We start from the raw sequence: 25453 nt of genomic DNA on the forward strand, positions 1-25453 counted from the left end.
TCCGACGGTCAGCCGTCCTCTTGCCTCCGTGAGGGTCTGGAGTGCGCGATGCCGCGCTCCTGCAGGCCTTGCAAGATCAGCTCGCTGACCCGTACCCAGGCAGGCCGGTCGGCCCACTGCGCTTCGAGCAGTGCGTTGGCTCGATGGTCGTCGAGACCTCTCTCGAACGACCATTCGAGGGCATCACTGTCCCAGGCGTTCACCATCCACTCGACCGTGTCGTCCGCGAGCTCCTTGATCTGTGGGTCGTCAGGTTCGAGCTCTGCTGCTCGAAAAGAGCGCACCATGATCGCCAGATAGCCCGGGTCCCTGAGCATGAGGGCACCGAATTCCTCCAGCCACGGATCGAGCCTGGACCGGTAGACGGCATACGTCAGTACCCAGGCGTCGCGATAATGATCGACCACTCCGGAATCGATACCCGCTTCACGCAGGTGCACGATCAGGCCGACGATCACCTCGGGAAGGACCAGCGCGTCGCCGGCGCGCAACCGCTCGAGTCTGTCGCGATCCTTCTCCAAACGTTCGATCCTGTTGTTCAGGTCGGCGTGGATCTCGACCAAGGCGATGTCGAAAGTTTCCTGCGAGGCGTCGAGTAGCTCGTGGACGCGCGCCAGTGGCACACCGGCCGAGGCAAGAGCCACGACGCGTGACAGCCGCAGCACCGCTTCCCCGTCGTAGAGACGGTAGCCCGACGTGTCGCGTCGTGGCTCATCCAACAGCCCCTGCTGGTGGTAGAACCGCACGGTTCGGGTCGTCACTCCCACATAGGAAGCCAGCTCACCGATACGCAGCATGGCGACCATTCTTGCCGATCAACCGTTCACACCGGCAGAGTGCGGCACCGGTTCGGTCAGCGCACGCGCACCCGGACTCAGCACTGCATAGGCAGCGACAGCGGTCCATCCGATTCCCATCACGACGGCCCCGAGACCGAGATCGCCCCCGACGAGGACCACCGACATCAGTCCCAACCCCATCGGCCCGGCCACGAGCCCGCTCATGTTCAGCCAGCCGAGGACGCGCCCCCGAACGTCTGCGGGGACCTGTTCGGCCACGTAGACATTCCAGATCGGACCGAACAGGCCGGATCCGAGACCCATCACCAGCATCCCGGCCGCGACGATCCAGAATCCCTGCAGCTGTGCGAACAGCCAGATGCCGGCCGTCATCGCAGCCATTCCCGTGACGAAAGTGACGCGTCGCGATCGAGCGGCCAACAAAGCGAACAGTGCCGACCCCGCCAGGGCTCCGATCGCGAACGCCGACATCGCCAGGCCCAGCTGCCCGGGTTCGCCGATCTCGTTGAAGTGGCCGGGCAGCAGCAGGCTGATCATCGGCGGGGTGACCAGACTCGCGAGGAACGCGAAAATCAGCATCGCCCGCAGTGCGGGCGTGGCACGGATCAGGTCCAGCGCACTCCCGGAGCCCGTGGCGGCAGTCGGGAATGCCTGCCCATGACCGGAACCAACGCAGTCAGCACCGCAGCGGCCACCGACGACGCGGCGGTGACGGCAACGACGTCGATCGGATCCAGCATGCTCAACAGCAGGCCTGCCAGAGCCGGTCCGGCCAGGAACGCCAGTGAGAACCCGGTCTGAAAGAACCCGGCCACCGTGGTGACCGACGCTCCCGAGATCGACGCGACGTCGGCGAGCATCGCTTGACGAGCCGTCATCCCCGGAACATCGAAGACAGCGCCTGCGACTCCCAGCACCACGAACCATGGCACCGACATCCCCACCGTCGCGCTCACCACGATCAGGCCGAGTACCGCAGTCGCGCTGCCGAGATCGGAGACGACGGCCACGTTGCGTGCCCCGAATCGGTCGATCAGCCGACCACCGGCGAATGTTGCCGGCACCGCAGCGATGCCGGCTGCCGCGGCGATCAGACCGGCCGACGACAGGCTTCCGGTCGTGGCAAGCACCAACCAGGGCAGGACGATCGTGATGGCCGAGTTGCCGAAAAGCGACAACGACGCGCCACCTATGTACAGCGGGACAGCAAAACGGATGCGACTCATGACTCGATCATCACGATTGACGTTGCGTCAAGGTCAAGATGTACGTGCCCGACGGGCTGGGCTGTCGCTCAGATCTCCCCTGCCTCGAAACGCGCGTTGCGCTTCCGCATCTGCCAGATGATGAGTACGGCGACGCCGCCCCCGGCCACGGCACCCACGGCTGCGCCTGCCCACGAGCTCACCTGCGAGTAGACGTCTGGCTGCAGCCTGACGAGGGCTCCGATGTAACCGGCTGCCATGATCGCGCCGGCAACAACCCCTCGGACCCGTCCGAGCTTTGCTGCGGTGTACAAGTTCACCCCGCGCGCCGCCGAATAGGCGAGCGTTGCACAGCTGATCAGTGTGGCCAGGACGAGAATCCCGAGCGCGAACCACGCTCCTGCCGTGCTCCCAGTCCACGCCAGAATCGCTGCGCCGATGAGTGCAGACCAGTAAAACAGCTGAAAACCTATGGCGGAGGCTTCGTTCCACACATCCCGCTGGCGTTCGTCATCGTAGAATTCGTCGTCCAGATCCCCGACGAATCGCATGGTCTTGGTGAATGCGCTCATGTCACTCCTCGTTTCCGAACAATATTTCGACGGTGGTGCCCAATGCCCCGGCCAGCTTCAATGCCAGGTAGACGCTCGGTGCGTAGTCGCCGCCTTCGACAGAGACGATGCTCTGCCGGGAAACCCCGCAGGCCTTACCGAGCTCTGCTTGGGTCAGCCGCGCAGCCTTCCGGTGTTCACGCACCGCATTGGTCCTCAGCGCGTTGTTCATGCCAAAAGTCAAGCCGACTTGTCAGAAAATGTCAACCCCTCTTGTCATTGACCATCGCCCGACATCGAGCCGCGTCGCCTTCGATGCCCTGACGTCCGCTACCGAGGATCGAGTCCCATCAGGAGCGCCTGCAGCCCGAACTCGAAGGCGTCCTCGGACCGCTCGTGCAGATCTCCCGCAGCGTCCAGTGCGGCTTTCAGTTCCGGTTCCACGTCGCGGCTGCTGCGCCACGGTGCCTCGGGAGCTGCCAGGTCCAGGGCCGAACCCAACACATAACTGTCGAGCACGGTGATGATGCGGAGCACGTCGGCGGGCTCGAATCCGGCGTCTGTCAGCACCCGCGCCAACGTGTTGTACATCCCGAACGCAGCACTGCTGTTCACGGCCTGAGCCGTCAGCAGTGGAATCAGCCGTGGGTACCGCCCGTAGCTGTTTCGGTACCCGCGCGCGATCCAGGCGAGCGCCTCACGCCACGGCGTACCGGCCTCCGGCATCTCCACCTCGGACATCGCCCGACCCCGCAGCAACTCGATGATCTCGTCACGTCCGGACACGTGGTTGTAGAGCGAGGACGGACTGACCTTCAGCTTCTTGGCCAGCTGAGGCATGGTGAATCCACCCGACTCTTCGACGAGAGTCAGGGCCGCCGTCGTGATGCGATCGACGTCGAGAAGGGGTGCCGACGGTCTTCCCACAGCATTTCTCCCGTATCCGTTGCGTTCGAGGCAGACATCAACGATACTTAACGAATCACATTCGTTTTAACAGGAGATCGGCATGCTGACCCTCACCAATCTCACGCCTCCCGAGGCGCTGACCCGGACCACCCCAACCGATCGGCCGCCACTGCGGGTCGGTCTGGTGCAGCATCGCTGGAATCCCGATGCAGCCGAATCGAAAGGCGAACTGTTCCAAGCCATTTCGACAGCCGCCGGCCTCGGGGCGCAGGTCGTCTTCCTGCCCGAGATCACCCTGCTGCGCTACCCGGCCGACACCCCCGCCGGTGCGAACCCCGGCAGCGCGGCCGAGGATCTGACGACCGGACCCACCTTCGGCCTGGCCGCCGAAGCCGCCGCCGCCAACGGCATCGTGGTCCATGCCTCGCTGTACGAGAAGTCGGAGGCAGCAGACGGATTGGGCTTCAACACCTCCATCATGGTCTCCCCCTCCGGCGAACTGCTGGCCAGAACCCGCAAGCTGCATATCCCCATCTCGGCCGGATACTACGAGGACACCTACTTCCGCCCCGGCCCGGCCGAGGACCCGTACCCCGTCTACTCACCGGAACAACTCGGCGGTGCCCGGGTAGGTCTACCCACCTGCTGGGACGAGTGGTTTCCCGAGGTCGCGCGCAGCTATGCACTCGGTGGCGCAGAGATTCTTGCGTATCCGACGGCCATCGGGTCCGAGCCGTCGTTCCCGGCGTTCGACACTCAGCCGCTGTGGCAGCACGTGATCGTCGGACATGGAATTTCCAACGGCCTGTTCATGGTGGTACCCAACCGGTGCGGCGACGAAGGCGCGATCACGTTCTACGGGTCGTCGTTCATCTCCGATCCCTATGGCCGCATACTGATTCAGGCACCGCGCGACGAACCGGCCGTGCTCGTTGCAGATCTCGACCTCGACCAGCGCCGAGAGTGGTTGGAGCTCTTCCCTTTTCTGCTCACCCGCAGACCGGACACCTACTCCCGCCTGATCGAGCCGGTGCGCTCGGACGCCCCATACGGCGACGGACACGCTGCGACGCCGGTGATCAAGTGACTACGGCCGCAACGCAATACACGATGCCGTCCGAGACGGCACCGCAGGACAAGGTGTGGATGGCGTTCCCGTGCGAGGGCTACTCCCTCGGCGACGATCCGGAAGCCAAGCACGAGGCCCGCTCCACCTGGGCGGCCGTCGCGCATGCGGTAGCGGATTTCGAGCCGGTGACCGTCGTCGTCGATCCGGCCGAGCATGCGGTGGCCGCTACGTACCTCTCTCGCGATATCGACATCGTCGAGGCACCGCTGAACGACGCATGGATGCGCGACATAGGCCCGACATTCGTTCATTCGGATGACGGTTCGGTCGCTGCCGTCGACTGGATTTTCAACGGCTGGGGCGCACAGGACTGGGCGCAGTGGGACAAGGACTGCCGCATCGGCGAGTTCGTCGCCGATCACGCTGCGGTGCAGAGGATTACGTCACCGATCGTCAACGAGGGTGGCGGCATTGCGGTCGACGGCGCAGGCACGGTGCTGGTCACCGAGACCGTCCAGCTCGATCCCGGCCGCAACCCCGGTCTGTCGAAAGGGGACATCGAAGCGGAGTTGGCGCGGACCATCGGTGCGCAGCACGTCATTTGGTTACCTCGTGGGTTGACACGGGATTCCCAGCGCTTCGGCACCCGCGGCCACGTCGACATCGTCGCTGCCATTCCCTCACCGGGAACCGTTCTGGTGCACCGGCAACGTGATCAGGCTCACCCCGATTGCGAGGTCAGCGCACTGATCATCGAGACTTTGCGCGCTACTCACAGTGGCTCGGGTGAAGACTGGAACATCGTCGAGGTGCCGGCTCCGCGGACATTGCGGGATGCGGACGGGTTCGTCGACTACAGCTACATCAATCATCTCGTCGTCAACGGCGGCGTGATTGCCTGTAGCTACGACGACCCTGCCGACAACGAGGCAGCGGCGGTCCTACGTGACGCGTATCCGGGAAGAACGGTGGTGAGCGTGGACGCGAGGCCTCTGTTCGAGAGAGGCGGAGGCATCCACTGCATCACCCAGCACCAACCGTCGGCACGCGCTCGCGGCTGACGGTTGGCATTCGGACGTCCTACGAGCTGCGTCGAACTTCCAAGTGCTCGCCGACGACGACGGTCTGGGCCTCGGTCACGCAGTCCAGGCGTCCGTCGAGACGGAGCGACACGTTGTATTCACCCGGCTTGAGGGCGAACGTGGTGATGTCGATGCTCGAGATGTTGTCGCCGACGGTGACGCGGTGGCTCAGCGACAGCATGCCGTTATGCAGAATCTCGCACATCTGACCCGGCAGGACATTGTCGACGTGAACGGTGATGGTCTTGGGTCCGCCGTGAGCCTCGATGGTGGGCTGCGGCGTGCTCGATCCAACGAGTCTGAGGTAGCTCTTGTCTCTGCGCACGGCCTCGACTTCCCTGTTAGCGTGCTCCACCGTGAGGTGAACGTCCGACGTGGTCTCGTTGGTACTTCGTGGCGCGACGAAGGGCGGATTGGTAGTGCACATCGTCATCGGCCTCGAACCGAGCCTCTCTTATCATCGGGCGCAAGCTCGGCCACGTTACGAACCCGCGTCCGACCAGCCCTGCAACAGCCGCTGACACCGGACAATCGTGATGTCATCGGACAGAACATACCTCCCGGGCGGCGGATCTGCGAACGGACTGATCGAAACCGATACCTTTACGTATCTTTACGTCCTGTCACCCCAGGTCTAGGACGATTCACATAATGCACGTCACTTGTTCGGGTCGAACCCGAGCAGTTCGGCCTTCTCGGCGGCGCGCTCGGCCTCGTGCACCCGACGCCGCCGATTCTTGATACCCACCACTCCCGCCGCGAGCCCCACCGGCGCAGCGATCGCCGCTCCGATCCACATGGACTGGAGATTGCCGCCGCCGTAATGAGCCAGGAGTCGAAGCGCCGCTCCTGCACCACTGAGAAAGAAGAGCAGTCCGGCGAGCACTATCCGTGTGCGTCGAAGTTTCTGCGAGGCGTACATGTCGATCCCCCGCACCCTGGCGTATCCCAACACCACGAAGGACACGGAGATGAGCACGGAGAACAGGCCGAGCGCAATCCACGCCCCGGTGACACCCGCCGCGTAGGGCAGGACCGCGCCACCGATCAGTCCGATCCACAGTAAAGACTGGAACCCGACGGCCGAGGCCTCGTTCCAGATGTCGCGTTGCAGCTCGTCGTTGTAGAAGTCGTCGTCGAGGTCGCCGACGAATCGTGCTGCTCTGACGAATGCGCTCATGATCGATCCTCTCCTTCGTCTTTGGACATGCCGAAAGTCAACTCTGCTTGTCAAAAAATGTCAAGAATGATTGACATCGAACTGCTTTTACCTCGGCGTAACGCGGGAAACAGACTCGTCACCGCGGAACATACCAACGCAATAACTGCCCTTTACTGTTCGCAATCGCGAATACACCTCTGTATACAAACTCCGAAAGGGCCGTAGATGCCTGCTGTCTCGAAGCGCATGTCCGTCAAGCGCGTCATGGTCGTTCCCGCAGCTCTGGCTGCATTGAGCCTGGTCGCCACCGCCTGCGGAAGCAAGGCGAGCGACACCACCTCCGCCGAGGGCGGCGGCAGCTCGGCCACCTCGTGTGTGGACACCTCGGGTGACACCATCAAGGTCGGCTCGCTCAACTCGCTGTCCGGCACCATGGCGATCAGCGAAGTGACGGTTCGTGACTCGATCGCACTGGCCGTCGAGCAGATCAACGCGGCGGGTGGCGTCGACGGCAAGCAGATCGAGGTCGTCGCCGAGGACGGCGCGTCCGAGCCGACGGTCTTCGCCGAGAAGGCCGAGAAGTTGATCAGCAGCGATTGTGTCGCAGCAGTTTTCGGCGGTTGGACCTCGTCGTCGCGCAAGGCGATGCTGCCCGTGTTCGAGGACAACGATGCGCTCCTCTACTACCCCGTGCAGTACGAGGGCCTCGAGGCGTCGAAGAACATCTTCTACACCGGTGCCACTACCAACCAGCAGATCATTCCGGCCCTGGACTACCTGAAAGAGAAGGGCGTCAAGTCCCTCTATCTGGTCGGTAGCGACTACGTCTTCCCGCAAACGGCCAACCGCGAGATCAAGGCCTACGCCGCGGCCAACGGAATCGAGATCAAGGGCGAGGACTACACCCCACTCGGCTCGACCGACTTCTCCACCATCGTCAACAAGGTGCGCTCGGCCGACGCCGACGCGGTGTTCAACACCCTCAACGGCGACTCGAACGTCGCATTCTTTCGCGAGTACACCAACGCCGGCCTCAAAGCTGCTGACATGCCGGTCATCTCGGTGTCCATCGCCGAGGAGGAAGTGGCGGGTATCGGAGCCGCGAACATCGAGGGCCAGCTGACCGCCTGGAACTACTACCAGACCGTCGACAGCCCGGAGAACACCAAGTTCGTCGCCGACTACAAGGCGAAGTACGGTGCCGACAAGCCCACCTCGGATCCCATGGAAGCCGCCTACACCTCGGTCTACCTGTGGAAGAACACCGTCGAGAAGGCCAATTCCTTTGCGGTGGCCGATATTCAGGCCGCGGCCGACGGCGTCAGCTTCGCCGCTCCCGAGGGCGAGGTCGTCATCGACGGCGACAACCACCACATCTCCAAGACCGCCCGCATCGGAGAGATCCGCCCCGACGGACTGATCTACACGGTGTGGGAGTCCCCCGAAGCGATTGCACCCGACCCGTTCCTCGAGACCTACGACTGGGCCTCCGACCTCAACTGACCACCACCCATGTGAGTGGAACTTCGTAGCCTGCTACGAAGTTCCACTCACATGCTCCGAAGGAGCTCTCTATGGACGTCGTGATCGGACAGTTGTTCACCGGCCTGTCGATCGGATCCATTCTTTTGCTCGCCGCCCTCGGGCTCTCACTGACGTTCGGTCAGATGGGCGTCATCAACATGGCGCACGGCGAGTTCATCATGGCCGGTTCGTACACGGCTTACGTTGTGCAGCAGATCGTCTCCACCGGCGGCGCTTCACTGTTCATCTCGCTGATCGTCGGCTTCCTCGTCGGCGGCGCGATGGGTGTGCTGCTCGAGGTGACGCTGATCCAGCGCATGTACCACCGTCCACTGGACACCCTGCTCGTCACCTTCGGCGTCGGGCTGATCCTGCAGCAGCTCGCTCGCGACATCTTCGGCGCTCCGGCGGTCAACGTCGTCTCCCCGGAATGGCTGACCGGCGGCGTCGACATTCTCGGTGCCGTGGTGCCCAAGACCAGAATCTTCATTCTCGTCCTCGCGGTCGTTGCCGTTGTTGCACTGTCGATCGCGCTGAAGAAGACCGCAATGGGTCGACGCATCCGCGCGGTGGTGCAGAACCGCGATCTCGCGGAGACCTCGGGCATCTCGAGCCGCAGGACCGACATCTCGACGTTCTTTCTCGGCTCCGGTTTGGCGGGCGTCGCGGGCGTGGCACTGACTCTGATCGGATCCACCAGTTCCACTGTGGGACAGAGCTATCTGATCGACGCCTTCCTCGTGGTCGTCGTCGGCGGACTCGGCCAGATCAAGGGCGCGGTGATCGCCGCCTTCGCTCTCGGAATCCTCAACTCGTTCATCGAATACAGCACCACGGCCTCGATCGCCAAGGTCATCGTGTTCGTCCTCATCGTGATCTTCCTGCAGGCCCGCCCGCAGGGCTTGTTCGCCGTCAAGACAAGGAGCCTGGTATGAGCGAGTTCATCGCCAAGCGCGGCGCTCTACTGGGATTCGCACTCGCCGCGATCCTGCTGTTCGCCGTTGCTCCGGCCGTCCTCAGCGACTTCCGGTTGAATCTGTTGGGCAAGTTCATCTGCTACGCGATCGTGGCCGTCGGAATCGGATTGGCCTGGGGTCGTGGCGGAATGCTCACTCTCGGCCAGGGCGTGTTCTTCGGTATCGGTGCCTACATCATGGCCATGCACCTGAAGATCTCCGACGCAGATCTGCGCGGCGACGACGTACCGGACTTCATGTCCATCGCCGGTATCCGTGAACTTCCCTCGTACTGGGTGCCGTTCACCTCACCCATCTCCACGATCCTGGGCATCCTGTTCGTGCCGGCCCTGGTGGCACTGGTTCTCGGCCTCGGCGTGTTCAAGCGCCGAGTCAAGGGCGCGTACTTCGCGATCCTCAGCCAGGCCCTGGCCGCCGCCTTCGCGATTCTGCTCATCGGACAGCAGAGCACCGGCGGCTCCAACGGGCTCAACAGGTTTCGGACGTTCTTCGGGTTCAACCTCAACGACCCCGCGAACAAGCAGATGCTGTTCTTCATCGCCGCAGGCGTGCTGCTCGCCGTCGTCGCCATCACCCGCCAGCTGATGTACTCGCGCTACGGCGAGCTGCTGGTGGCGGTGCGCGATCAGGAGGAGCGCGTCCGCTTCCTCGGTTACGACCCCGCCAACGTCAAGATCGTCGCGTACGTGGCCGCGGCGTTCTTCGCGGGACTGGCCGGGGCACTGTTCGTTCCGATCGTGGGCATCATCTCCCCCAACGACGTCGGCATCGTCCCGTCCATCGCGTTCCTCATCGGCGTCGCCATCGGCGGCCGCACCACCCTGCTCGGGCCGGTCCTCGGCGCCCTCGGCGTCGCGTGGGCTCAGACCACGCTGTCCGAGCAGTTCCCGTCCGGCTGGACGTACGCACAGGGTCTGCTGTTCGTGGTGGTCGTCGGATTCTTCCCCGCCGGCATCGCCGGACTCTTCGCATTGCGCAAGCGAAAGCAGGACACCGAATCGGTCCCTGAATCGAGCGCAGAACAAGAGAAGGAACTCGCACGATGATTCATGTCGAAGGCCCGCAGCCCACGTTCGGCGGCAACGCCGGCATGTCCAGTCAGTACCTCGAAGTCCGCGACCTGACGGTCAGTTTCGACGGTTTCAAGGCCAACACGAACGTCGATCTGACGCTGATGCAGGGCGATCTGCGCTTTCTCATCGGCCCCAACGGGGCAGGCAAGACGACGCTGATCGACGCCATCACGGGCCTCGTCCCGGCTACCGGGTCGGTCACCAAATCCGGCGTCGAACTGCTGGGCAAGAAGGTGCATCAGATTGCGCGCCTGGGCATCGGCCGAACGTTCCAGACCGCCAGCATTTTCGAGAACCTGACGGTGCTGCAGAACCTGGACATCGCGGCCGGGTCCGGTCGATCGGTACTCACGATGTTGCGTCGACGCGGATCGGTGCTTCCGCAGATCGAGGAGGCTCTCGAGACCATCGGTCTGACGGCCGAACGAGACAAGGCCGCAGGAATCCTCGCCCACGGCCAGAAGCAGTGGCTCGAGATCGGAATGTTGTTGGTGCAGAACGCCGATGTGCTCCTACTCGACGAGCCGGTCGCCGGTATGAGCCACGAGGAACGCGAGGAGACGGGCCAGCTGCTGCAACGGATCGGCGGTGAGCGGACCGTAGTGGTGGTGGAGCACGACATGGACTTCATGCGCATGTTCGCCACCTCCGTGACGGTGTTGGCTGCCGGACGCGTTCTGGCCGAGGGCACAGTGGCCGAGGTACAGGCCGATCCGAAGGTCCAGGAGGTCTACCTCGGCACCGCAGCGGCGGGCGAGGAACTCGAACAGATCGCAGAAGAGGGAGCCGGTCATGCTTGAACTGGTAGATGTGCGTACCGGTTACGGCCGCAGCGAGGTGATTCACGGTGCTTCGCTGACGGTTCCGGCCGACGGAGTCGCGGCGGTAATGGGCCACAACGGCGCAGGCAAGACCACCCTGCTGCGGGCAGCGGTCGGGTTGCTGAAGGTCAACTCCGGCAAGGTCATGTTCGACGGCGAGGACGTCAGTGCGTTGCGGCCCAGCGCCCGCGTCGCCCGCGGCCTTGCCTACGTGCCGCAGGGCCAGCAGTCGTTCGGTCAGTTGACGACGGCCGAAAACCTGCAGGTCGTCGCGGACGGCCGCAAGCGCGGCAAGGCTCTGATCGACGAGGCACTCGATCTGTTCCCGGCATTGAAGGAATTGCTCGGCCGCAGAGCAGGATTGCTCTCGGGCGGGCAGCGCCAGCAACTCGCCATCGCGCGAGCGCTGATCACCGAACCCCGGATGCTGATTCTCGACGAGCCGACCGAGGGTATCCAGCCGTCGGTGGTCGCCGAGATCGAACGCACCATTCTCGAGCTCACCCGCCGCGGTGGTCTCGGAGTACTGCTGGTGGAGCAGCACATCGGGTTCGCCCTCGAGTCGGCGCAGAACTATTACATCCTCGAAGCCGGCCGCATCACCTCGACCGGCGTCGGCGGTACCGAGTCCGAGGCCGACGTGCGCGCAGCCATGGCGATCTGACCGGTCGAGTCGTGCCGCGCAGCGACCTTCGCGAGAAGGTCTATTCGTCACTGCGCCGGGATCTGATCTCCGGTGCCATCAGCTCCACCGAGCGGCTCGGCGAGGAGCGTCTCGCCGAGTTGTACGGGGTCTCACGCACTCCCGTGCGGGAGGCCCTGGCACGGTTGCAGGCCGACGGTCTCGTCACCCGCGACGAGGCGGGCCTGCACGCCTATCGCCCTCGGCTGACCGACCTGCCCGATCTCTACGAGCTACGGGCCACACTCGAGGCCCGCGGCATCACACGTTCGACGTCGCAGTCCTTCGATCGGGAGTCGCTGTCGACGCTGTCGGCCACCTGGGTCGCGCTACGTACCGACCCGCCCGACACCACCGACGACCTGGTGGCGCTGGACGAGAACTTCCACGTCACATTGCTTGCCGCGTCCGGCAATTCGGCACTCACCGATGCCCTGTGCACCGTCAACGCCAAGGTACGTCCGGTACGGATACTCGGCGGACTCGATGCATCGGCCGTCGTCTCGGCGATCGATGAGCACATCGACATCGTCGAGCATCTGTTGGCCGGGACCCTCGACACGGCTCTGGAACTACTTCTCGCCCACATCGATTCCTCGCGCGATCGAGTGGTCGAGCGCGCCCAGCAGGCCGCGGCGCTGGCGGGTGCCGTCCGGATCTGACGCGTCAGGCGCGACCCGACAGGATTCGATCGATGTCGTCGAGCACGGACTGTCCACCCTTGGGTCCGACGCCGGTGATCCAGTAAGACTGATCCACCGCATGCGGATTGGGCAGCGCGGCTGCATTGGCGGTGATCGACGCCGGGATCGCCGCCGGGTCCGACGGATCGGTGGCGGTGACGACGATCAAGTCCGCTGCCGCCTGGGCTGCCAGTTCGGGTGAGAGGTCGACCGAGATCTCGTCGGCCCATTCCGGTCGCGGCGGAGTGGTGAACCCTGCGCACTCGAGGGTGCTGCCGGCGAACGAGGACGGTCCGTACAGGGTCAACTCACCGTTACGAGGCCGGATCAGTTGTGCTGTCTCCCCTTCGGTTCCGAACTTTTCGGCGATCTCGCCGCACCGGTCGTCGTATGCGGTGAGCAGTTCCTCCGCCTTCGCCTCCCTGCCGAGAATGCGCCCGACGAACCGGACACTGTCGCGCCACGGATCGGACTGGGAGGCGATGAACACCGTCGGCGCAATGGCGGAGAGTTGGTCGTAGTACTCGGCGTGCCGAGTCTCGGTGCCGAGAATGAGGTCGGGTTGCAGGGCCGCGATGTCCTCGATGGTCGGTTCGGCCACCGTGCCGACAGTGGCGATGTCGGCCGCTTCGGCGCCGAGATACGACGGCACACCGCTCACGTCACTGAGCACCGCGGTGCCGACGGGTACGACACCGAGGGCGACGGAAGTGTCGAGCTCGACCGGCTCGAGTGTGACCACACGCAGTGGGGTTTCCGGAACGTCGACCGTTCCCCGGACTGTCTCGATCGATCGCGTTGCGCTGCCCGCCCCGTCGGAGGTGGCGTCGGTGGACGAACACGCCGTCGCAGTCACACCGAAGGCGGCGACGGTGAGGGCGAGGGCAGTGATACGGGCGTGGAACGTCGTCAAGGGTCCTCCGTGGGAAAATTGTTCGGAATCACAAATAGGGTAGCCTATCCTCTTACTGTCCGGTGACGTTCGGCCGGCCAGTCGGTACGGTGTGGCTGTGACCACTCCACGCATTCCGTCCGGTACCGCCAAGACTCTCGGGCCCATCAACTGGGTCATCTGCAAGGTGATCGCCAAGGGTGCCGGCGTGCCGAATCCCCACCTGTTCACCACCCTCGGTCGCACCGGCGGCCTGTTCCGAGCATGGCTGTTCTACAGCGGGCATCTGATGCCAGGAGGCAAGATCTCGCGCAAGGAATCCGAGATGGTGATCCTGCGCGTGGCTCACTTGCGCGATTCCGCGTACGAGATGGACCACCACATTCGCCTCGGCAGGCGTGCGGGAATCGACCGGGATCTGCTTCATTCGATCATGGCCGGACCCGAAGCACCCGGGCTGTCCACTCGGTACCGCACCATTCTGACCGCCGTCGACGAGCTCGTCGACACCAAGACCCTCGCCGACGCCACGTGGGCCCAACTCAGTGCCCAGTTCGACGAGCGTCGGCTGATCGAGTTCGTGCTGCTGGTCACTCAATACGACGGTCTGGCAACCACTTTGGGTACCCTTCGCGTCGAGCGCGACTATGGCGACCGGGCCCCACGACGATGAGCGGCGGACCTGATGCCGCGTTGCAACGCGCGCTCGACATGATCCAGCCCGAGGTGCTGCGGGCAATGGCGCGCACCGACGGCGGCTATGTCGAACTGTTGCCGAACCTGCCCGCACCGAACCCGTCGCCTGCGAGCATCGCGATGAACAACCGCGTGGTGGCAGCCATCTACGAACAGCTGTGGCGGCCGTTCGGGGTATCCATGATGGGCATCGCAGGCATGTCGATGTCTGCCGAGCGTGCCAAAGCCGTCGCCGATCTGCGGTTGCACGGCCCCCAGAAGGTCCTCGACGTGGCGTCGGGTCCCGGCAATTTCACGAGGTTTCTCTCCGAGCAGCTCACGGGGGACGGTATCGCGATAGGCTTCGACATCTCCGAGGCCATGATCGCCCGGGCAGTGCAGGACAACCGTGGACCGAGGGCTGCGTACGTGCGCGGCGACGCGGCGCGTCTACCCTTCTCCGACGGCACCTTCGACGCCGTATGCTGCTATGCCGCTTTGTATCTTATTCCAAAGCCCATGACGGTACTCGACGAACTGATTCGCGTACTACGCCCCGGTGGACGCATCGCGATCATGACCAGCTGCGAGCCTCGCCCGGCACCACTCGGTTCCGTCGTCGGCTTCGGAACCGGCCTGGCGGGCGTCAAGATGTTCCCGAAGAACCTGTTCGTGGACGTGTTCGCGGCGTCGGGACTGACCGAGATCGAGCAGGACGTCCGGGGACTTGCCCAGTTCGTCAGCGCCACCAAACAGTAACCGCTACAGACGAACCGGCCTCAGCTCTTGGGTCCGTTTCAGCTCTTGGGTCCGTAATCGTCCACGATCCATCGCCCGTCGTGATCGGAGACGGTCACGGCGAGGATGTTGGCCACCGTACCGCCGTCGGGCGACTGCACGTTACGCGTCTGCTGCTGCGCGTACACCGAGATCTTGTACACACCGTCGGTCTCGGAATCGACTGCGGCCGAGAGCGCTTCGCCCGTGGCCACCACCTGCGACTCGGTCATGATCGCCGTCAGTGCATCCTTCACGCCGTCGTACCGATCCTGCAGCGGTTGCGCCGCACCGTCTTTGACACTGGCGAAGAACGCGTCCAGATCGTTGTAGTCGTACGTCAGCGATCTGGTCGTGTATTCCTGGGCTGTGTTCAATGCGATCTGCCGATCGGTCTCCTGCTGCCGCGTAGCGTCGAGATCGCCGGCGGCGGAGTGCCACAGGTAGCCGAACACCGCTGCCATCACGACGGCGACAACCGCAACGACGACCGCGACAACCGTGTGGATCGAGCGACCCGACTCCCGCGGAGTGGGGGTCGTCGACGCCTCGGGGGCAGTCGATTCGGAGGCTGTCGACGCTTCGGCCGGGACGTCGTGTTCCTGAGGGGGTGCAGTATCGGTCATGGGGTCACTCCAGTGTCGGATAGAGAAATCGGTCAGTTCGGGATGGTCACGGCTACTCGCGCGGGTCCTCCCTCCGGAAAGATCCCACCCAACATGTCGATGATCTTCCCCGCGTCCACCCGCAGAGGCTTGATGGGCGCCGTGTACGGCTTCAACAACGTGGCGATCAGCGCCAGGTCCGGGGATGTGGGGGTGAGATAGCTGTCGATCTTGGTGATGAGTGGACCGATCGGGTCGTCCCACACATCCGACGCCACGTAGGAGTACTGCTCGAATGCTTGCAGCAGACTCGACACTCCCTGGCCGGTGGCACCTACCCACGGACCTGCGTCACTGAGCACCGGCCCGTACCCGTACGCCTTTCGTCCGAGTTCCTGGGCATTGTCGTACAGGTGCCGAATCTCTTCGCTCTTGTCCCGCAACGTCAGAGCGAGCAGCCTGAAGGTGTCGACGAGGTTGTCGATCTCGGGGTCGCGGCCCAGCACTGCGGTGTTCGCGGTCTCCGCCAGTCCCGAGAGCGCACCGGTGTCGATCTGAGCCACGAGAGCATCGACTTTCCCGAGGGTGTCGCTGACGGTGGCCGATACGAGCGTCCGATCCACGGGGATCACCGACCCGTCGTGCAGGAACGGCGCGCCTGCGCGGCGCGGTCGGATATCGAGGTACTGCTCCCCCGCCACCGACAGGTTGGCCACGACGACGTCTGAATCGGCCGGAATGCGATGGCTGGCATCCAGACTCAGCGTCACACTCAGTCCGGCGCCGGTGACGGCGATGTCGTCGACCTCGCCGATCTTCATTCCGCGTGACGTGACCTGCGAGGTATCCATCAGACCACCCGAGCTCGCCAGTTCCACGATGACCGTGTTGTGGTCGCGGCGCGGGTCCATGCCAAGAACACCGATACTCATGTAGCCGATGCCGGCAACGGTGAGCACCAACAGCGCGACGAGTGAGAACACCGTGGAGAACTTCATCGCACTATTCCGATCGATCGCAGCACGCCGATCATCTCGTCGGCCCTGACCCCTGGGTCCGGCACACCCTCTGCCCGAAAAGAATCGATCGCAATGTTCGGCGTCGTCGAGAAGAACGGCACGAGGCGTTCACGCAGCAGAGTGTTCACCTTCTCGGCGTTCATCGGCACGGTGGTGTCGGCCGAGGAAATGGTCATGATCGCGGGCAGGATGATTCCGATTGCACCGCTCAACTCCGGGTAGGGCGGGCCGAGTACGTCGCCGACGTTATGAGACATGTAGCCGAGGGCGAAGATCAGGTTCACCACGCTGAAGAGGACCTCGGACAGCCCCTGCGCCCGCGACGGGCCAAGATCGAGTACCCGTGTCAGGCCCGATTCCTGCCGCACCAGAGTGTTCGAAACTCCCTCTGCTGCTGCGAGAATACGGTCGATGTCGCCGGTGTTGGCTCCCAGATCGGCAATGGCAGCACGAGCCGCGTTGTTCACCCGGTCGAACATCTGTGGATCGTGCGGCACCGCTGCGTTGACGTTGTTCACCGCCTCCTGCAGTTCCACCACGTGCCCGCCGGTCACCACGTCGGCCAGTCCGCGCAGAACATCCTCGACGTTGTCCGCAGGCACGGTCCGTTCGAGCGGAATGACGTCGCCGTCCGCCAATTCGTCTGCACTCGAGTCGTTCTCGGGAGGCTGAAGCGAAATGTAGATCTCACCGAGGATCGTGCTCTGCCTCAGCTCGGCGATCGTCAGCTTCGGTAGGCGAACATCGGCTGACAGATCGACGGTTGCTACGGCCTTGTGGTCGACGAGAGTCACGTGGTCCAGGACTCCCGCGTCGACACCGTCGACGATGACCTTCGCTTTGGCCGGCAGGTTCAGCACGCTGGAGAACTCGATGTCCACGGTGTACTTGTCACCGTCGACATAGCTACCGGGGATGGGCAGATCGGCCGGATTCGCGCTGCAGCCGGCGATCACAGTGCCGATCACCAGAACCGTTGCAGCCCGGTACCGTATCCGCATCATCGCCATCCCGCCGATCCGAGAATCAACTGCACCAGTCCGACGTCGATGACATCGCCGCGCTGCTGGTCGGCCGAACAGGTCGGACGGTACTTGTTGATCACGGCGCAGATCTCGTTGGGAGAATTGGTGTCGATCTCGAATTGTGGCGGGTGGTACGTCAATCGGCCTGCTCGCAGATCCTCGTCGTAGAGCGTCACCAGCGAGTCGCTGACGGTGGGCACCTGCTCGAGAATGTCCTTGATGTCGCCTATTCGGCCGAGCCCCACGTCCACGATGGGTATCAACTGGTCGAGGAATCCGTAGATCTTGTCACCGTACTTGTCGAGTTGCCGCGCCAGGACGGGAATGAGTTCCACCGCCAACCCGACTCCGCCGCTGAACGCCGTGGTGAACTCGGACAGCGTGATCATGCCGGCCTTCAAGTTGTCCAGCAGCTTGGCGACGTCGGGCCAGCTGACCGCGAACACATCCACGAGCTTGTCGATGTTGTCGATCAGTCGCCGCACGGTGGCGTCCCGATCGGTGGGTTCACCCACCAGCGTCGAGAGCTGCGCGATGGCCGAATTCAGCTGTGGCCCCGAGCCGTCGAGGGCACCGTCGACCGAACGAAGCGCGTTGCCGAGTATCTCGGGACGAGTGCCGTCGGCATCGGCCGGACCGAGCAGATCCGTGGCCAGCTTCGAAACGGCGTCGAATGTCTCACTCGCACCGAGAGGGGTGCGGGTGCGCGCGAGCGGAATGCACTCGGCCCGATCGAGTTCGAGACCGCCGGTGTACGGCTCGGTGAACTCCACATGCCGGTCGGTGACGATCGAACTGGACAACGTCACCGCGCCGACATCGGCCGGTAGTGCGAGGTTCTCGTCCACCTCCATGGTCACCAGGACGCCGTCGGGAACGCTGTCGTCGGTGGCGATGGACGTCACGGTTCCCACATCGACGCCGAGCATCGTCACCGAGTTCCCCTCGTACAGCCCGACCGTATCGCTGAATTGCGCACAGACACTCGATGTTCGGCTCGCCACATCGATGACTCCGCTGGCCGACGCCACCGTGGTGGTCAGTGCGACCACGGCGACGAACGACGCCCCGACTATCACCGGTCGCTTCCACTGCCGAGTCATCAGCACGCCTTCCCTGGAACTGGAATGCACACGCCCGCACCGGTGACGACGCTCTGCGACTGATCGATGACCGGTCCGCCTCCATCACCGTGTGCCACCAACGCGCCGATTTGATCGGACGCAGTCTTGACTTGTGTCAGCGCCGCATCGAAGTCTCCGAATCGATCGAAGACCTTCTGCACTATCTCCTCGAGTTGCACCACGGAGGGCTCGATTCCTTCCTCGTACGCCATCAAGGGGCGATGGAAGAGCTCGAACAGGCGCTTCAAGAGATCGAATGCGTTGACGACATCGGTGCGCTTGTCACCGAAGCCCTTCGTCAGAGTCCCCAACTGCCGCACCAACTCGTCGAGCATGAGCTGATCGGACGACAGAGCCGCGGTGTACTCGTCGGACACCGCCAAGCCTCGCTCGAGTTGATCGGAGCGCTGAGCGATCAGATCGGTGAGCTCGGTGAGACTGTCGACCACCCGACGAGTCGACTCCGGCTGGACGGTCAAGGCCTTGTCCACCTCCGCGACGGTCGCACGCAGTGTCGAGCCGTCGATGTCGCGCACCAACGGCGTCACCTGCTCGAGTGTGTCCGAGAGGTCGAACGGGGTCTTGGTCCGCTCCTTCGGAACGGGATTGTCGCCGAGGGGCTCGTCACCGGTGGACTCGAGCTTGACGTAGTGCCCACCGATCGGAGTGAGCAATTGCACCGAGAGACTGGAGGTATCGCCGACGAAGACGTCGCGGTCCACCCCGAACGTGACATCGACGTGATCGCCGGCGAGAGCCACCGTGCGCACGGTGCCGACTGCGATCCCGGCGATTCTGATCTCGTCCCCGGCCGCGAGGCCACCGGACGAGCCGAAATGCGCGACGTACGTCCTCTCGCCGAACGGCACGGCGTACACCGCGCCTGCTCCCAGCAGCAGAACCGCGGCCACGAGCGCGCCGAGGACACCCCAGGTAAGATACTTGCGGTTCTCGGACTGCTCGTCGCGAACACCCTTGCGGACCGTCCGACGCGGAGATCTCTGCTGCCCGTTCATCGGCACACCACCAAATTCTGATTGCCGAGAACGATCCGACCGATTCCCGGAATGTCCTGCTGCCCCTGACTACACGTGTAGGTCTGCCCCGGTCCGGGGATGCGCTGATTCAGTCCGGTCAACAACGACGGAGCGAGCGCCAGGATCTCGGTGACCTGGTCGGTCTGCGGTATCAAGCGGCGAAGCATGCCGTCCACCGGGGCGTAGCCGCCGTCGTACGCGTCCCGGAGCTGCTCGCCCAGCCCCACCAGCGGGCCGAGTCCGTAGTTCGCCTGATCGAGGGAGGACAGGACATGATCCATCTCGGTACTGAGCCGCGATACCAGCGAGGTCAACTGTTCGACGAGGCTGGCCACCGAGGCCGACTTTCCGCTGATCGTCGACGAGATCTGCCCCAGGTTGTCGATCAACAGGGCGATGATCGCCTCGCGTTGGGTGGCGAAGGTGGTGATCGTGTCGATATCTTTCAGCACCGGCGCTATTCCGCTGCCGTCGCCCTGCACCATGCGAAGGATGTTCTCCGCGAACAGGTTCAGCTGCGCGGTGTCCAAGGTGTCGAAGATCGGCTTGAATCCGTCGAACAGCTCGGTGATGTCGAACGAGGGCACCGTGTTCTCGAGAGCGATGGTCGACCCGGCCGGGAGCACCCGATCGGACGCGGACCCGGTCTGCACCAGTTCCACGTACCGCTGACCGAGCAGGTTCTGGTAGCGAACGGCGGCATGCGTCGTCTCGTACACCGACCGTGAGTCCTCGACCTCCATCGAGACCGTCGCCAGTGAGCCGTCGAGATCGATCGAGTCGACCTTGCCGATCTGCACGCCGGACATACGGACGTCGTCACCCTCGTACAGTCCCGAGACGTCGTCGAAAGTCGCTGTGTATTGCGACTTCTCACCGCCCACAGGAGTTCGCAACGCTGCAACGATCACGTAGGCGCACAGCACGATCACTACCGTGAACACCATCAACTTGACGACGGTTCCGCTCACCTTGATCACCGCTCCCCCTGGCTCTCGTACGCGTCCACGGCACTCGCCATGTTCGGCATCGTGCGCACGATGACGTCGAGCTGCAGCTGAGGAACGCCGTCGACGACCGGGAAGGCATCCGACACACCGTCGATCACCGTCGGCACTCGGTCGTACGCCGGGGCCAGCGTTCCGAGCGAGGCGGTGATCGGCACCAGCAGGTCCAGAGTGGTCGACAGCAACTCGGTCAGGTTCGGGTTGTTCGTCTCGAGCATCTTGCCCAGCGGATAGAGCAAATCGTTGCTGAGGCCGTTGATGGCGTCGAGCGTGCGGGTGCGGTTGTCCATCGGCTCGTAGTAGGCGCTGTTGTCCACCACTCCCACCACCAGATCCAGCAGCGGCGGTATCAGATCGTCGATTCCCTGCCCCAGCTCGCCGCCGCGATGCAACTTGAGCGCAAGCGGATCGATCTGATTCTCGGTGAGCATACGGGCAGTGTCGAAGTAGGGCTTCAGGCCTTCCGACACATCCGAGGAGATCCGAGCCAACAGATCGGACAGGTGCTGCACCTGGTCCGAATCGAGTACCTCGGTCAACGCCGCTACCCGCCGAAAGACACTGGTGACAGTGACATTGGCGCTGTCGGGTGCAATGGTGAGCGTCGAGTTCTCCGGAAGCGCTCCGCCCGTACCGTCGGAGATCAGCTCGATGGCCGTCGAACCGAAGATGTTCGACGAGGTGAACTGGGCCTTCAGCGTATCGGTCAGTTCTGCCGATTGCGCTCCGTCGATGGACAATTCGATTCGTTGGCGACCGAATCCGAGTGTGTCGATCCGGTCGACGGTACCGATCGCGAGTCCCCTGAACTTGACCTCGGCACCGGGGGCAAGACCATCGCCGACGGTTGCCGCATCGATGGTCAACGGGAACGTCGACTCGAAGTATCCCTTGGCGTACGCGGTGAGCAGTACCGCCACCACGGCGACGATCGCGACGACGACCAGCCCACGTGTTCTGAGCGTTGCAGGCCCGGCCGACCGCCCGGACAAATCCTCCAAAACCGCCATGATCAGCCCGAAATCCTTATGCCCGAATCGAATCCCCACAGCACGATCGTCAGGATCATGTCCAGAATGACGACGGCGATGAGACTGGCTCGAATTGCGCGCCCCGACGCCCGCCCCACACCCTCGGGTCCGCCGGATGCGTAGTAGCCCTGGTAACCATGGATCAAGATGATGGTGACGACGAATATCGTCGCCTTGAGCAGCGACCAGACGACGTCCATCGGCTGCAGGAATGCCGTGAAGTAGTGATCGTAGGTACCCGAGGACTGGTCGTTGAACACGCTGACGACCACCTGGCACGCAACGTAACTGAGAATCAACGTCAACAGGTAGAGCGGAACGATGGTGATGATGCCCGCGATCACCCGCGTGGTGACGACGAACGGGATCGAGCGAATCCCCTGCGCCTCGAGCGCATCGATCTCCTCGGAGATTCGCATCGCGCCGATCTCTGCCGTCATGCGGCACCCGGCCTGCGCGGCGAAGCCGATGGCCGCGACCATCGGTGCCAACTCACGGGTGCTGGCATAGGCGGAGACGAACCCGGTGAGCGGTTCCATACCCACCATTCCGAGCGTGTTGAAACCCTCGATCCCGATGGAGGCACCCACCGCGACACCCAGCACGACGAGCACCGAGACGGTGCCGCCCCCGACCACCAATGCCCCAGTGCCCCAGGTGATATCGCTGAGTATCAGCATCATCTGCCTGCGGTAGGTACGCACGGTGTGCGGAATCGCGGTGAGCACCTGCAGGCAGAACGTCAGTTGATGACCGAGCGCCTGCAGCATCGAGCCGGGGATTCGCCCGAGTCGCTGGACGTACCGGCCGACGAGGACGGTGCCGTGCGGTGAGTAGCGAGATGGTGTTGCCATCGATTCGACTCCCTATCCCAGCTTCTGAGGCATGAACATGGCCACCAACTGAGTGATGACCACATTGACCGTGAAGGCCGAGATCACTCCGACGACGACAGCAGCATTGACGGCATTGGCTACGCCGCGAGGTCCGTCCACGGCGGCGAAACCGCGCTGACAGGCGACGATGACCACGATGACCCCGAAGATCTCCGTCTTGATCAGGGCGACCACCAGATCACCGACCGACGCGAAGGATGCGAACGAGGAGATGTAGCTTCCCGGTGTGCCGCCCTGGAATCCGACGTTGATCGTGTAGCCGGCGGCGATACCCATGAAGATGATCAGGATGCACAACATCGGTGCCACGAACAGAATCGCCGCGAGCCGGGGAACGACAAGGCGCCGTACCGGGTCGATGCCCATGGTCTTCAGTGCATCGATCTCGTCGCGGATCGTGCGCGATCCGAGGTCTGCGGCGATGGCCGAACCGGCGGCCCCGCCGAGTAGCAACGCGGCGACGATCGGCGCACCCTGCCGGATCACCCCGAGACCGCCCGCGGCACCGGCGATCGACGTGGCACCGATCTGGTCGGTGAGCGAACCCACCTGCACCGAGACGATGACCCCGAACGGAATGGAGACGAGGATGGCGGGAACTGCGGTGACGGTGACCACGAACCATGCCTGATCGACCGAATCACGCCACGGATGGCGCAGTCGCGCGATGTCGGCGACGAGGTGAACGAAGGCGTCGAGGGCCAGCTCGAGCGCGCCGCCGAAGGTACGAAATCCGGTGAACACGCGCGAGCGCCCGGCTCCGGTGACGTTCGATCGGATCGCCAATTCGGCTCACCCCCATGGTGGACTACGCGACGCACCTGTGGGTGCGCTCGCAGCGCGCGCCGAACCCCTCGGAGCGTCGCGAAGGGAAAGTATCAGCTGGCCGACGGGCAGGTGACGTTTTCATCACCTACTGAGCTATGAGTGTTCACAGAATCGGTAGCACTGCTTCATGATTCGAGTTCGGACCGCTCACCCCGCTTTACTGATACTTTAATTTTCCACCGACTGCTGGGAGAAACAGATTTGACCACCTCTCCGGATCGCACCCGCATCGAATTCCCCGACATCTCCTCTCGCACGTGGGAGCACCCGTCGGACCGAGCTGCCCTGGTCACACTGCGCACCCTCAAAGGGTTCGACACCGTTCTGCGCACGCTGTCCGGGCTGTTGCGCGAACGGCAGCATCGCCTGATGTATCTCGCCACCGCGGTGCGCGTCGACGAGCGCCAATTCAAGGATCTGAACGACCTACGCAGCGACTGCGTGCAGATCCTCGGGGCCGAGGAGACACCCGAACTGTTCGTGGTTCAGTCGCCGATGGTCAACGCGTTCACCATCGGCATGGATCGCCCGTTCATCGTCCTGACCACCGGCATGCTCGACATCATGACCTACGAGGAGCAGCGATTCGTCGTCGGACACGAGCTGGGCCACGCGCTGTCCGGTCACGCGGTGTATCGCACCGTGCTGATGCATCTGATGCGCCTCGCCGGCACCGTCGGCTGGGTTCCGGTGGGCGGCTGGGCCCTGCGCGCGGTCATCGCCGGACTGATGGAATGGCAGCGTAAGTCCGAATTATCCGCTGACAGAGCGGGTTTGCTGTGCGGACAGGATGTGCACACCGCGATCCGTGTGCAGCTCAAGTTGGCGGGTGGCGCACGCATCAACGAGATCGACGTCGACGCATTCCTCGAGCAAGCTGCCGAGTACGAGGCCAGTGGGGATCTGCGTGACGGCGTGCTCAAGCTGCTCAATCTCGAACTCCTCTCGCATCCCTTCTCGGTGCTGCGCGCCGCCGAGCTGAAGAAGTGGGTCGACAGCGGCGAGTACGCGACCGTACTGCGAGGCGACTACCCGCGCAGGTCCACCGATCACGAGGCCAAGGTGTCGGAGGAGTTCCGTAACGCGGCGCGCACGTACAAGAACAACTTCGACACCTCGGAGGACCCGCTGATCAAGACGGTTCGCGACATAGGAAGCGGATTCACTGGTGCCGTCGACGCCGTCGGCAACGGAATCGGCGACGTGGCGTCGGACATCAAGGGTCGCTTCGATCACTGGCGAAAGTCGTAGGCAGCGCACCGAAAACGAACGGCGGCGACCACCGAAGTGGTCGCCGCCGTTGTGTTCGGGGAGAGGATCAGAAGTTGATCATGTGGCCAGCGAGGCCGTGGATCGCTTCCTGCAGTGCCTCCGACAGCGTTGGGTGCGTGTGGACGTTGCGGGCCAGCTCGTTGACCGTCAGGTCCCACTTCTGGGCCAGGGTCAGCTCGGGCAACAGCTCCGAGACGTCCGGTCCGATGAGGTGGCCGCCGAGAAGCTCGCCGTGCTCGGTGTCGGCGATGAGCTTGACGAAGCCGGTGGCGTCGCCCAAGCCGTGCGCCTTGCCGTTGGCGGCGAACGGGAAGTTCGCCACCTTGATGTCGGATCCGCGAGCCTGCGCTTCTTCGCGGGCCTGATCCTCGGTGAGACCGAAGCTGGCGACCTGCGGCTGGCAGAAAGTGGCGCGGGGCATCATGCGGTAGTCGTCGATCGGCAATGTCTCTGCGCCGCCGATGGTTTCGGCAGCCACGACGGCTTGCGCCTCGGCCACGTGGGCGAGCTGCAGCTTGGCCGTGACGTCGCCGATGGCGTAGATGTGCGGGACGTTGGTCTGCATCGTGTTCGTGATGCCGATGGCACCGCGGTCGGTGAGCTCCACGCCGGTCTTCTCGAGGCCGAAGCCTTCGACACGAGGGGCGAAACCGACGGACTGCATCACCTTGTCGACGGTGAACGTCTCGCTCTCGCCGGACTTGTTGTGCTTGATCTCGACGGTGAC

At 63.8% G+C, this 25453-nt stretch carries 30 protein-coding genes; 11 read left to right on the forward strand and 19 right to left on the reverse strand.

Annotated elements, in window-relative coordinates; all coding sequences use genetic code 11:
- Positions 1-8 precede the first annotated feature (8 nt).
- The 6 genes from QM797_RS24190 to QM797_RS24215 all read right to left on the reverse strand — a co-directional run bounded on the left by QM797_RS24190 (position 9) and on the right by QM797_RS24215 (position 3483).
- The gene (locus tag QM797_RS24190; RefSeq protein WP_283278221.1) at positions 9-797 is read right to left on the reverse strand and encodes a MerR family transcriptional regulator; all 789 of its coding nucleotides are present in this window, start codon (positions 795-797) and stop codon (positions 9-11) included.
- Positions 798-815: 18 nt separating this feature from the next.
- Complete coding sequence (locus QM797_RS24195; protein WP_283278222.1) at positions 816-1379, reverse strand: MFS transporter; 564 nt, start codon at positions 1377-1379, stop codon at positions 816-818.
- A gap of 26 nt (positions 1380-1405) precedes the next feature.
- Positions 1406-2026: an MFS transporter gene (locus tag QM797_RS24200; RefSeq protein ID WP_283278223.1), complete on the reverse strand. Its 621-nt coding sequence runs from the start codon at positions 2024-2026 to the stop codon at positions 1406-1408.
- A 68-nt stretch (positions 2027-2094) separates the two neighbouring features.
- A complete protein-coding gene (locus QM797_RS24205; protein WP_283278224.1) occupies positions 2095-2577 on the reverse strand; it encodes a DUF2029 domain-containing protein in 483 nt (160 codons plus the stop codon).
- A gap of 1 nt (position 2578) precedes the next feature.
- Entirely contained in the window at positions 2579-2788 is a 210-nt protein-coding gene (locus QM797_RS24210; protein WP_283278225.1) for a helix-turn-helix transcriptional regulator, read from the reverse strand.
- A 98-nt stretch (positions 2789-2886) separates the two neighbouring features.
- On the reverse strand, positions 2887-3483 hold the full coding sequence (locus QM797_RS24215) for a TetR/AcrR family transcriptional regulator C-terminal domain-containing protein (protein WP_283278226.1): 597 nt from the start codon (positions 3481-3483) through the stop codon (positions 2887-2889).
- A gap of 82 nt (positions 3484-3565) precedes the next feature.
- Here QM797_RS24215 and QM797_RS24220 point away from each other — a divergent pair, with 82 nt between their 5' ends.
- Entirely contained in the window at positions 3566-4552 is a 987-nt protein-coding gene (locus tag QM797_RS24220; RefSeq protein WP_283278227.1) for a nitrilase-related carbon-nitrogen hydrolase, read from the forward strand.
- A gap of 23 nt (positions 4553-4575) precedes the next feature.
- Entirely contained in the window at positions 4576-5595 is a 1020-nt protein-coding gene (locus QM797_RS24225) for an agmatine deiminase family protein (protein ID WP_283278256.1), read from the forward strand.
- Positions 5596-5614: 19 nt separating this feature from the next.
- On the opposite strand, the gene QM797_RS24230 is transcribed toward QM797_RS24225, so the two are convergent.
- On the reverse strand, positions 5615-6049 hold the full coding sequence (locus QM797_RS24230; protein ID WP_283278228.1) for a hypothetical protein: 435 nt from the start codon (positions 6047-6049) through the stop codon (positions 5615-5617).
- Between the two features lie 225 nt (positions 6050-6274).
- Positions 6275-6796, reverse strand: a complete 522-nt coding sequence (locus QM797_RS24235; protein ID WP_283278229.1) for a hypothetical protein — start codon at positions 6794-6796, stop codon at positions 6275-6277.
- Positions 6797-7003: 207 nt separating this feature from the next.
- Between QM797_RS24235 and urtA the strand changes: the two genes are divergently transcribed.
- The 6 genes from urtA to QM797_RS24265 all read left to right on the forward strand — a co-directional run bounded on the left by urtA (position 7004) and on the right by QM797_RS24265 (position 12517).
- Positions 7004-8281 (forward strand): urea ABC transporter substrate-binding protein, encoded by a 1278-nt coding sequence (gene urtA, locus QM797_RS24240; protein ID WP_283278230.1) that lies wholly within the window; start codon positions 7004-7006, stop codon positions 8279-8281.
- Between the two features lie 71 nt (positions 8282-8352).
- Complete coding sequence (urtB, locus tag QM797_RS24245; protein WP_283278231.1) at positions 8353-9237, forward strand: urea ABC transporter permease subunit UrtB; 885 nt, start codon at positions 8353-8355, stop codon at positions 9235-9237.
- Positions 9234-10325: an urea ABC transporter permease subunit UrtC gene (gene urtC, locus QM797_RS24250; protein ID WP_283278232.1), complete on the forward strand. Its 1092-nt coding sequence runs from the start codon at positions 9234-9236 to the stop codon at positions 10323-10325. The genes urtB and urtC overlap by 4 nt, the downstream gene beginning before the upstream one ends.
- Positions 10322-11152: an urea ABC transporter ATP-binding protein UrtD gene (gene urtD / locus QM797_RS24255; RefSeq protein ID WP_283278234.1), complete on the forward strand. Its 831-nt coding sequence runs from the start codon at positions 10322-10324 to the stop codon at positions 11150-11152. Before urtC ends, urtD begins: the two co-directional genes overlap by 4 nt.
- A complete protein-coding gene (gene urtE, locus QM797_RS24260) occupies positions 11145-11837 on the forward strand; it encodes an urea ABC transporter ATP-binding subunit UrtE (protein WP_283278235.1) in 693 nt (230 codons plus the stop codon). The genes urtD and urtE overlap by 8 nt, the downstream gene beginning before the upstream one ends.
- Before the next feature lie 11 nt (positions 11838-11848).
- A complete protein-coding gene (locus QM797_RS24265) occupies positions 11849-12517 on the forward strand; it encodes a GntR family transcriptional regulator (protein ID WP_283278236.1) in 669 nt (222 codons plus the stop codon).
- 4 nt (positions 12518-12521) lie between these two features.
- On the opposite strand, the gene QM797_RS24270 is transcribed toward QM797_RS24265, so the two are convergent.
- Positions 12522-13451 carry an ABC transporter substrate-binding protein gene (locus tag QM797_RS24270; RefSeq protein ID WP_283278238.1) on the reverse strand — a complete coding sequence of 310 codons (930 nt, stop codon included), beginning with the start codon at positions 13449-13451 and terminating at the stop codon, positions 12522-12524.
- Between the two features lie 91 nt (positions 13452-13542).
- Between QM797_RS24270 and QM797_RS24275 the strand changes: the two genes are divergently transcribed.
- Positions 13543-14103 carry a carboxymuconolactone decarboxylase family protein gene (locus QM797_RS24275; protein WP_283278239.1) on the forward strand — a complete coding sequence of 187 codons (561 nt, stop codon included), beginning with the start codon at positions 13543-13545 and terminating at the stop codon, positions 14101-14103.
- Complete coding sequence (locus QM797_RS24280; RefSeq protein ID WP_283278240.1) at positions 14100-14864, forward strand: class I SAM-dependent methyltransferase; 765 nt, start codon at positions 14100-14102, stop codon at positions 14862-14864. The genes QM797_RS24275 and QM797_RS24280 overlap by 4 nt, the downstream gene beginning before the upstream one ends.
- Before the next feature lie 38 nt (positions 14865-14902).
- On the opposite strand, the gene QM797_RS24285 is transcribed toward QM797_RS24280, so the two are convergent.
- From QM797_RS24285 to QM797_RS24325, 9 genes are read right to left on the reverse strand one after another with little or no spacing between them, the layout of a single operon-like run.
- A complete protein-coding gene (locus QM797_RS24285) occupies positions 14903-15508 on the reverse strand; it encodes a hypothetical protein (RefSeq protein ID WP_283278241.1) in 606 nt (201 codons plus the stop codon).
- Between the two features lie 32 nt (positions 15509-15540).
- Positions 15541-16485, reverse strand: a complete 945-nt coding sequence (locus QM797_RS24290; protein WP_283278242.1) for an MlaD family protein — start codon at positions 16483-16485, stop codon at positions 15541-15543.
- Entirely contained in the window at positions 16482-17510 is a 1029-nt protein-coding gene (locus tag QM797_RS24295; protein ID WP_283278243.1) for an MlaD family protein, read from the reverse strand. The genes QM797_RS24290 and QM797_RS24295 overlap by 4 nt, the downstream gene beginning before the upstream one ends.
- Entirely contained in the window at positions 17507-18634 is a 1128-nt protein-coding gene (locus QM797_RS24300; protein ID WP_283278244.1) for an MCE family protein, read from the reverse strand. The genes QM797_RS24295 and QM797_RS24300 overlap by 4 nt, the downstream gene beginning before the upstream one ends.
- Positions 18634-19671: an MlaD family protein gene (locus QM797_RS24305; protein ID WP_283278245.1), complete on the reverse strand. Its 1038-nt coding sequence runs from the start codon at positions 19669-19671 to the stop codon at positions 18634-18636. Before QM797_RS24305 ends, QM797_RS24300 begins: the two co-directional genes overlap by 1 nt.
- Positions 19668-20672, reverse strand: a complete 1005-nt coding sequence (locus tag QM797_RS24310; RefSeq protein WP_283278246.1) for an MCE family protein — start codon at positions 20670-20672, stop codon at positions 19668-19670. The genes QM797_RS24305 and QM797_RS24310 overlap by 4 nt, the downstream gene beginning before the upstream one ends.
- Positions 20669-21709: an MlaD family protein gene (locus tag QM797_RS24315; RefSeq protein ID WP_283278247.1), complete on the reverse strand. Its 1041-nt coding sequence runs from the start codon at positions 21707-21709 to the stop codon at positions 20669-20671. Before QM797_RS24315 ends, QM797_RS24310 begins: the two co-directional genes overlap by 4 nt.
- Positions 21710-21711: 2 nt before the next feature.
- Entirely contained in the window at positions 21712-22584 is an 873-nt protein-coding gene (locus tag QM797_RS24320; RefSeq protein ID WP_283278248.1) for an MlaE family ABC transporter permease, read from the reverse strand.
- Positions 22585-22596: 12 nt separating this feature from the next.
- Positions 22597-23331 carry an ABC transporter permease gene (locus QM797_RS24325; protein WP_502942393.1) on the reverse strand — a complete coding sequence of 245 codons (735 nt, stop codon included), beginning with the start codon at positions 23329-23331 and terminating at the stop codon, positions 22597-22599.
- A 324-nt stretch (positions 23332-23655) separates the two neighbouring features.
- On the opposite strand from QM797_RS24325, the gene QM797_RS24330 reads away from it, so the two are divergent.
- Complete coding sequence (locus QM797_RS24330; protein WP_283278250.1) at positions 23656-24705, forward strand: M48 family metallopeptidase; 1050 nt, start codon at positions 23656-23658, stop codon at positions 24703-24705.
- Between the two features lie 67 nt (positions 24706-24772).
- Here QM797_RS24330 and QM797_RS24335 read toward each other — a convergent pair.
- Positions 24773-25453: oxidoreductase dimerization domain-containing protein (locus QM797_RS24335; protein ID WP_283278251.1), on the reverse strand; the 681-nt coding region annotated here is incomplete at its 5' end.

Origin of the sequence: Rhodococcus sp. IEGM 1381 (assembly GCF_030056795.1) — a bacterium.
GTDB lineage: Bacteria > Actinomycetota > Actinomycetes > Mycobacteriales > Mycobacteriaceae > Rhodococcoides.

Bases quoted from the DNA above. Each gene is read 5' to 3' on its own strand.
- QM797_RS24225 (WP_283278256.1), top strand. From the start codon at position 4,576: ATGCCGTCCGAGACGGCACCGCAGGACAAGGTGTGGATGGCGTTCCCG.
- QM797_RS24280 (WP_283278240.1), top strand. From the start codon at position 14,100: ATGAGCGGCGGACCTGATGCCGCGTTGCAACGCGCGCTCGACATGATC.
- urtE (WP_283278235.1), top strand. From the start codon at position 11,145: ATGCTTGAACTGGTAGATGTGCGTACCGGTTACGGCCGCAGCGAGGTG.
- urtA (WP_283278230.1), top strand. From the start codon at position 7,004: ATGCCTGCTGTCTCGAAGCGCATGTCCGTCAAGCGCGTCATGGTCGTT.
- urtC (WP_283278232.1), top strand. From the start codon at position 9,234: ATGAGCGAGTTCATCGCCAAGCGCGGCGCTCTACTGGGATTCGCACTC.
- QM797_RS24200 (WP_283278223.1), bottom strand. From the start codon at position 2,026: ATGAGTCGCATCCGTTTTGCTGTCCCGCTGTACATAGGTGGCGCGTCG.
- QM797_RS24190 (WP_283278221.1), bottom strand. From the start codon at position 797: ATGCTGCGTATCGGTGAGCTGGCTTCCTATGTGGGAGTGACGACCCGA.
- urtD (WP_283278234.1), top strand. From the start codon at position 10,322: ATGATTCATGTCGAAGGCCCGCAGCCCACGTTCGGCGGCAACGCCGGC.
- QM797_RS24210 (WP_283278225.1), bottom strand. From the start codon at position 2,788: ATGAACAACGCGCTGAGGACCAATGCGGTGCGTGAACACCGGAAGGCT.
- QM797_RS24300 (WP_283278244.1), bottom strand. From the start codon at position 18,634: ATGACTCGGCAGTGGAAGCGACCGGTGATAGTCGGGGCGTCGTTCGTC.
- QM797_RS24220 (WP_283278227.1), top strand. From the start codon at position 3,566: ATGCTGACCCTCACCAATCTCACGCCTCCCGAGGCGCTGACCCGGACC.
- QM797_RS24290 (WP_283278242.1), bottom strand. From the start codon at position 16,485: ATGAAGTTCTCCACGGTGTTCTCACTCGTCGCGCTGTTGGTGCTCACC.
- QM797_RS24315 (WP_283278247.1), bottom strand. From the start codon at position 21,709: ATGGCGGTTTTGGAGGATTTGTCCGGGCGGTCGGCCGGGCCTGCAACG.
- QM797_RS24285 (WP_283278241.1), bottom strand. From the start codon at position 15,508: ATGACCGATACTGCACCCCCTCAGGAACACGACGTCCCGGCCGAAGCG.
- QM797_RS24195 (WP_283278222.1), bottom strand. From the start codon at position 1,379: ATGCTGATTTTCGCGTTCCTCGCGAGTCTGGTCACCCCGCCGATGATC.
- QM797_RS24305 (WP_283278245.1), bottom strand. From the start codon at position 19,671: ATGAACGGGCAGCAGAGATCTCCGCGTCGGACGGTCCGCAAGGGTGTT.
- QM797_RS24230 (WP_283278228.1), bottom strand. From the start codon at position 6,049: ATGACGATGTGCACTACCAATCCGCCCTTCGTCGCGCCACGAAGTACC.
- QM797_RS24320 (WP_283278248.1), bottom strand. From the start codon at position 22,584: ATGGCAACACCATCTCGCTACTCACCGCACGGCACCGTCCTCGTCGGC.
- urtB (WP_283278231.1), top strand. From the start codon at position 8,353: ATGGACGTCGTGATCGGACAGTTGTTCACCGGCCTGTCGATCGGATCC.
- QM797_RS24205 (WP_283278224.1), bottom strand. From the start codon at position 2,577: ATGAGCGCATTCACCAAGACCATGCGATTCGTCGGGGATCTGGACGAC.
- QM797_RS24295 (WP_283278243.1), bottom strand. From the start codon at position 17,510: ATGATGCGGATACGGTACCGGGCTGCAACGGTTCTGGTGATCGGCACT.
- QM797_RS24235 (WP_283278229.1), bottom strand. From the start codon at position 6,796: ATGAGCGCATTCGTCAGAGCAGCACGATTCGTCGGCGACCTCGACGAC.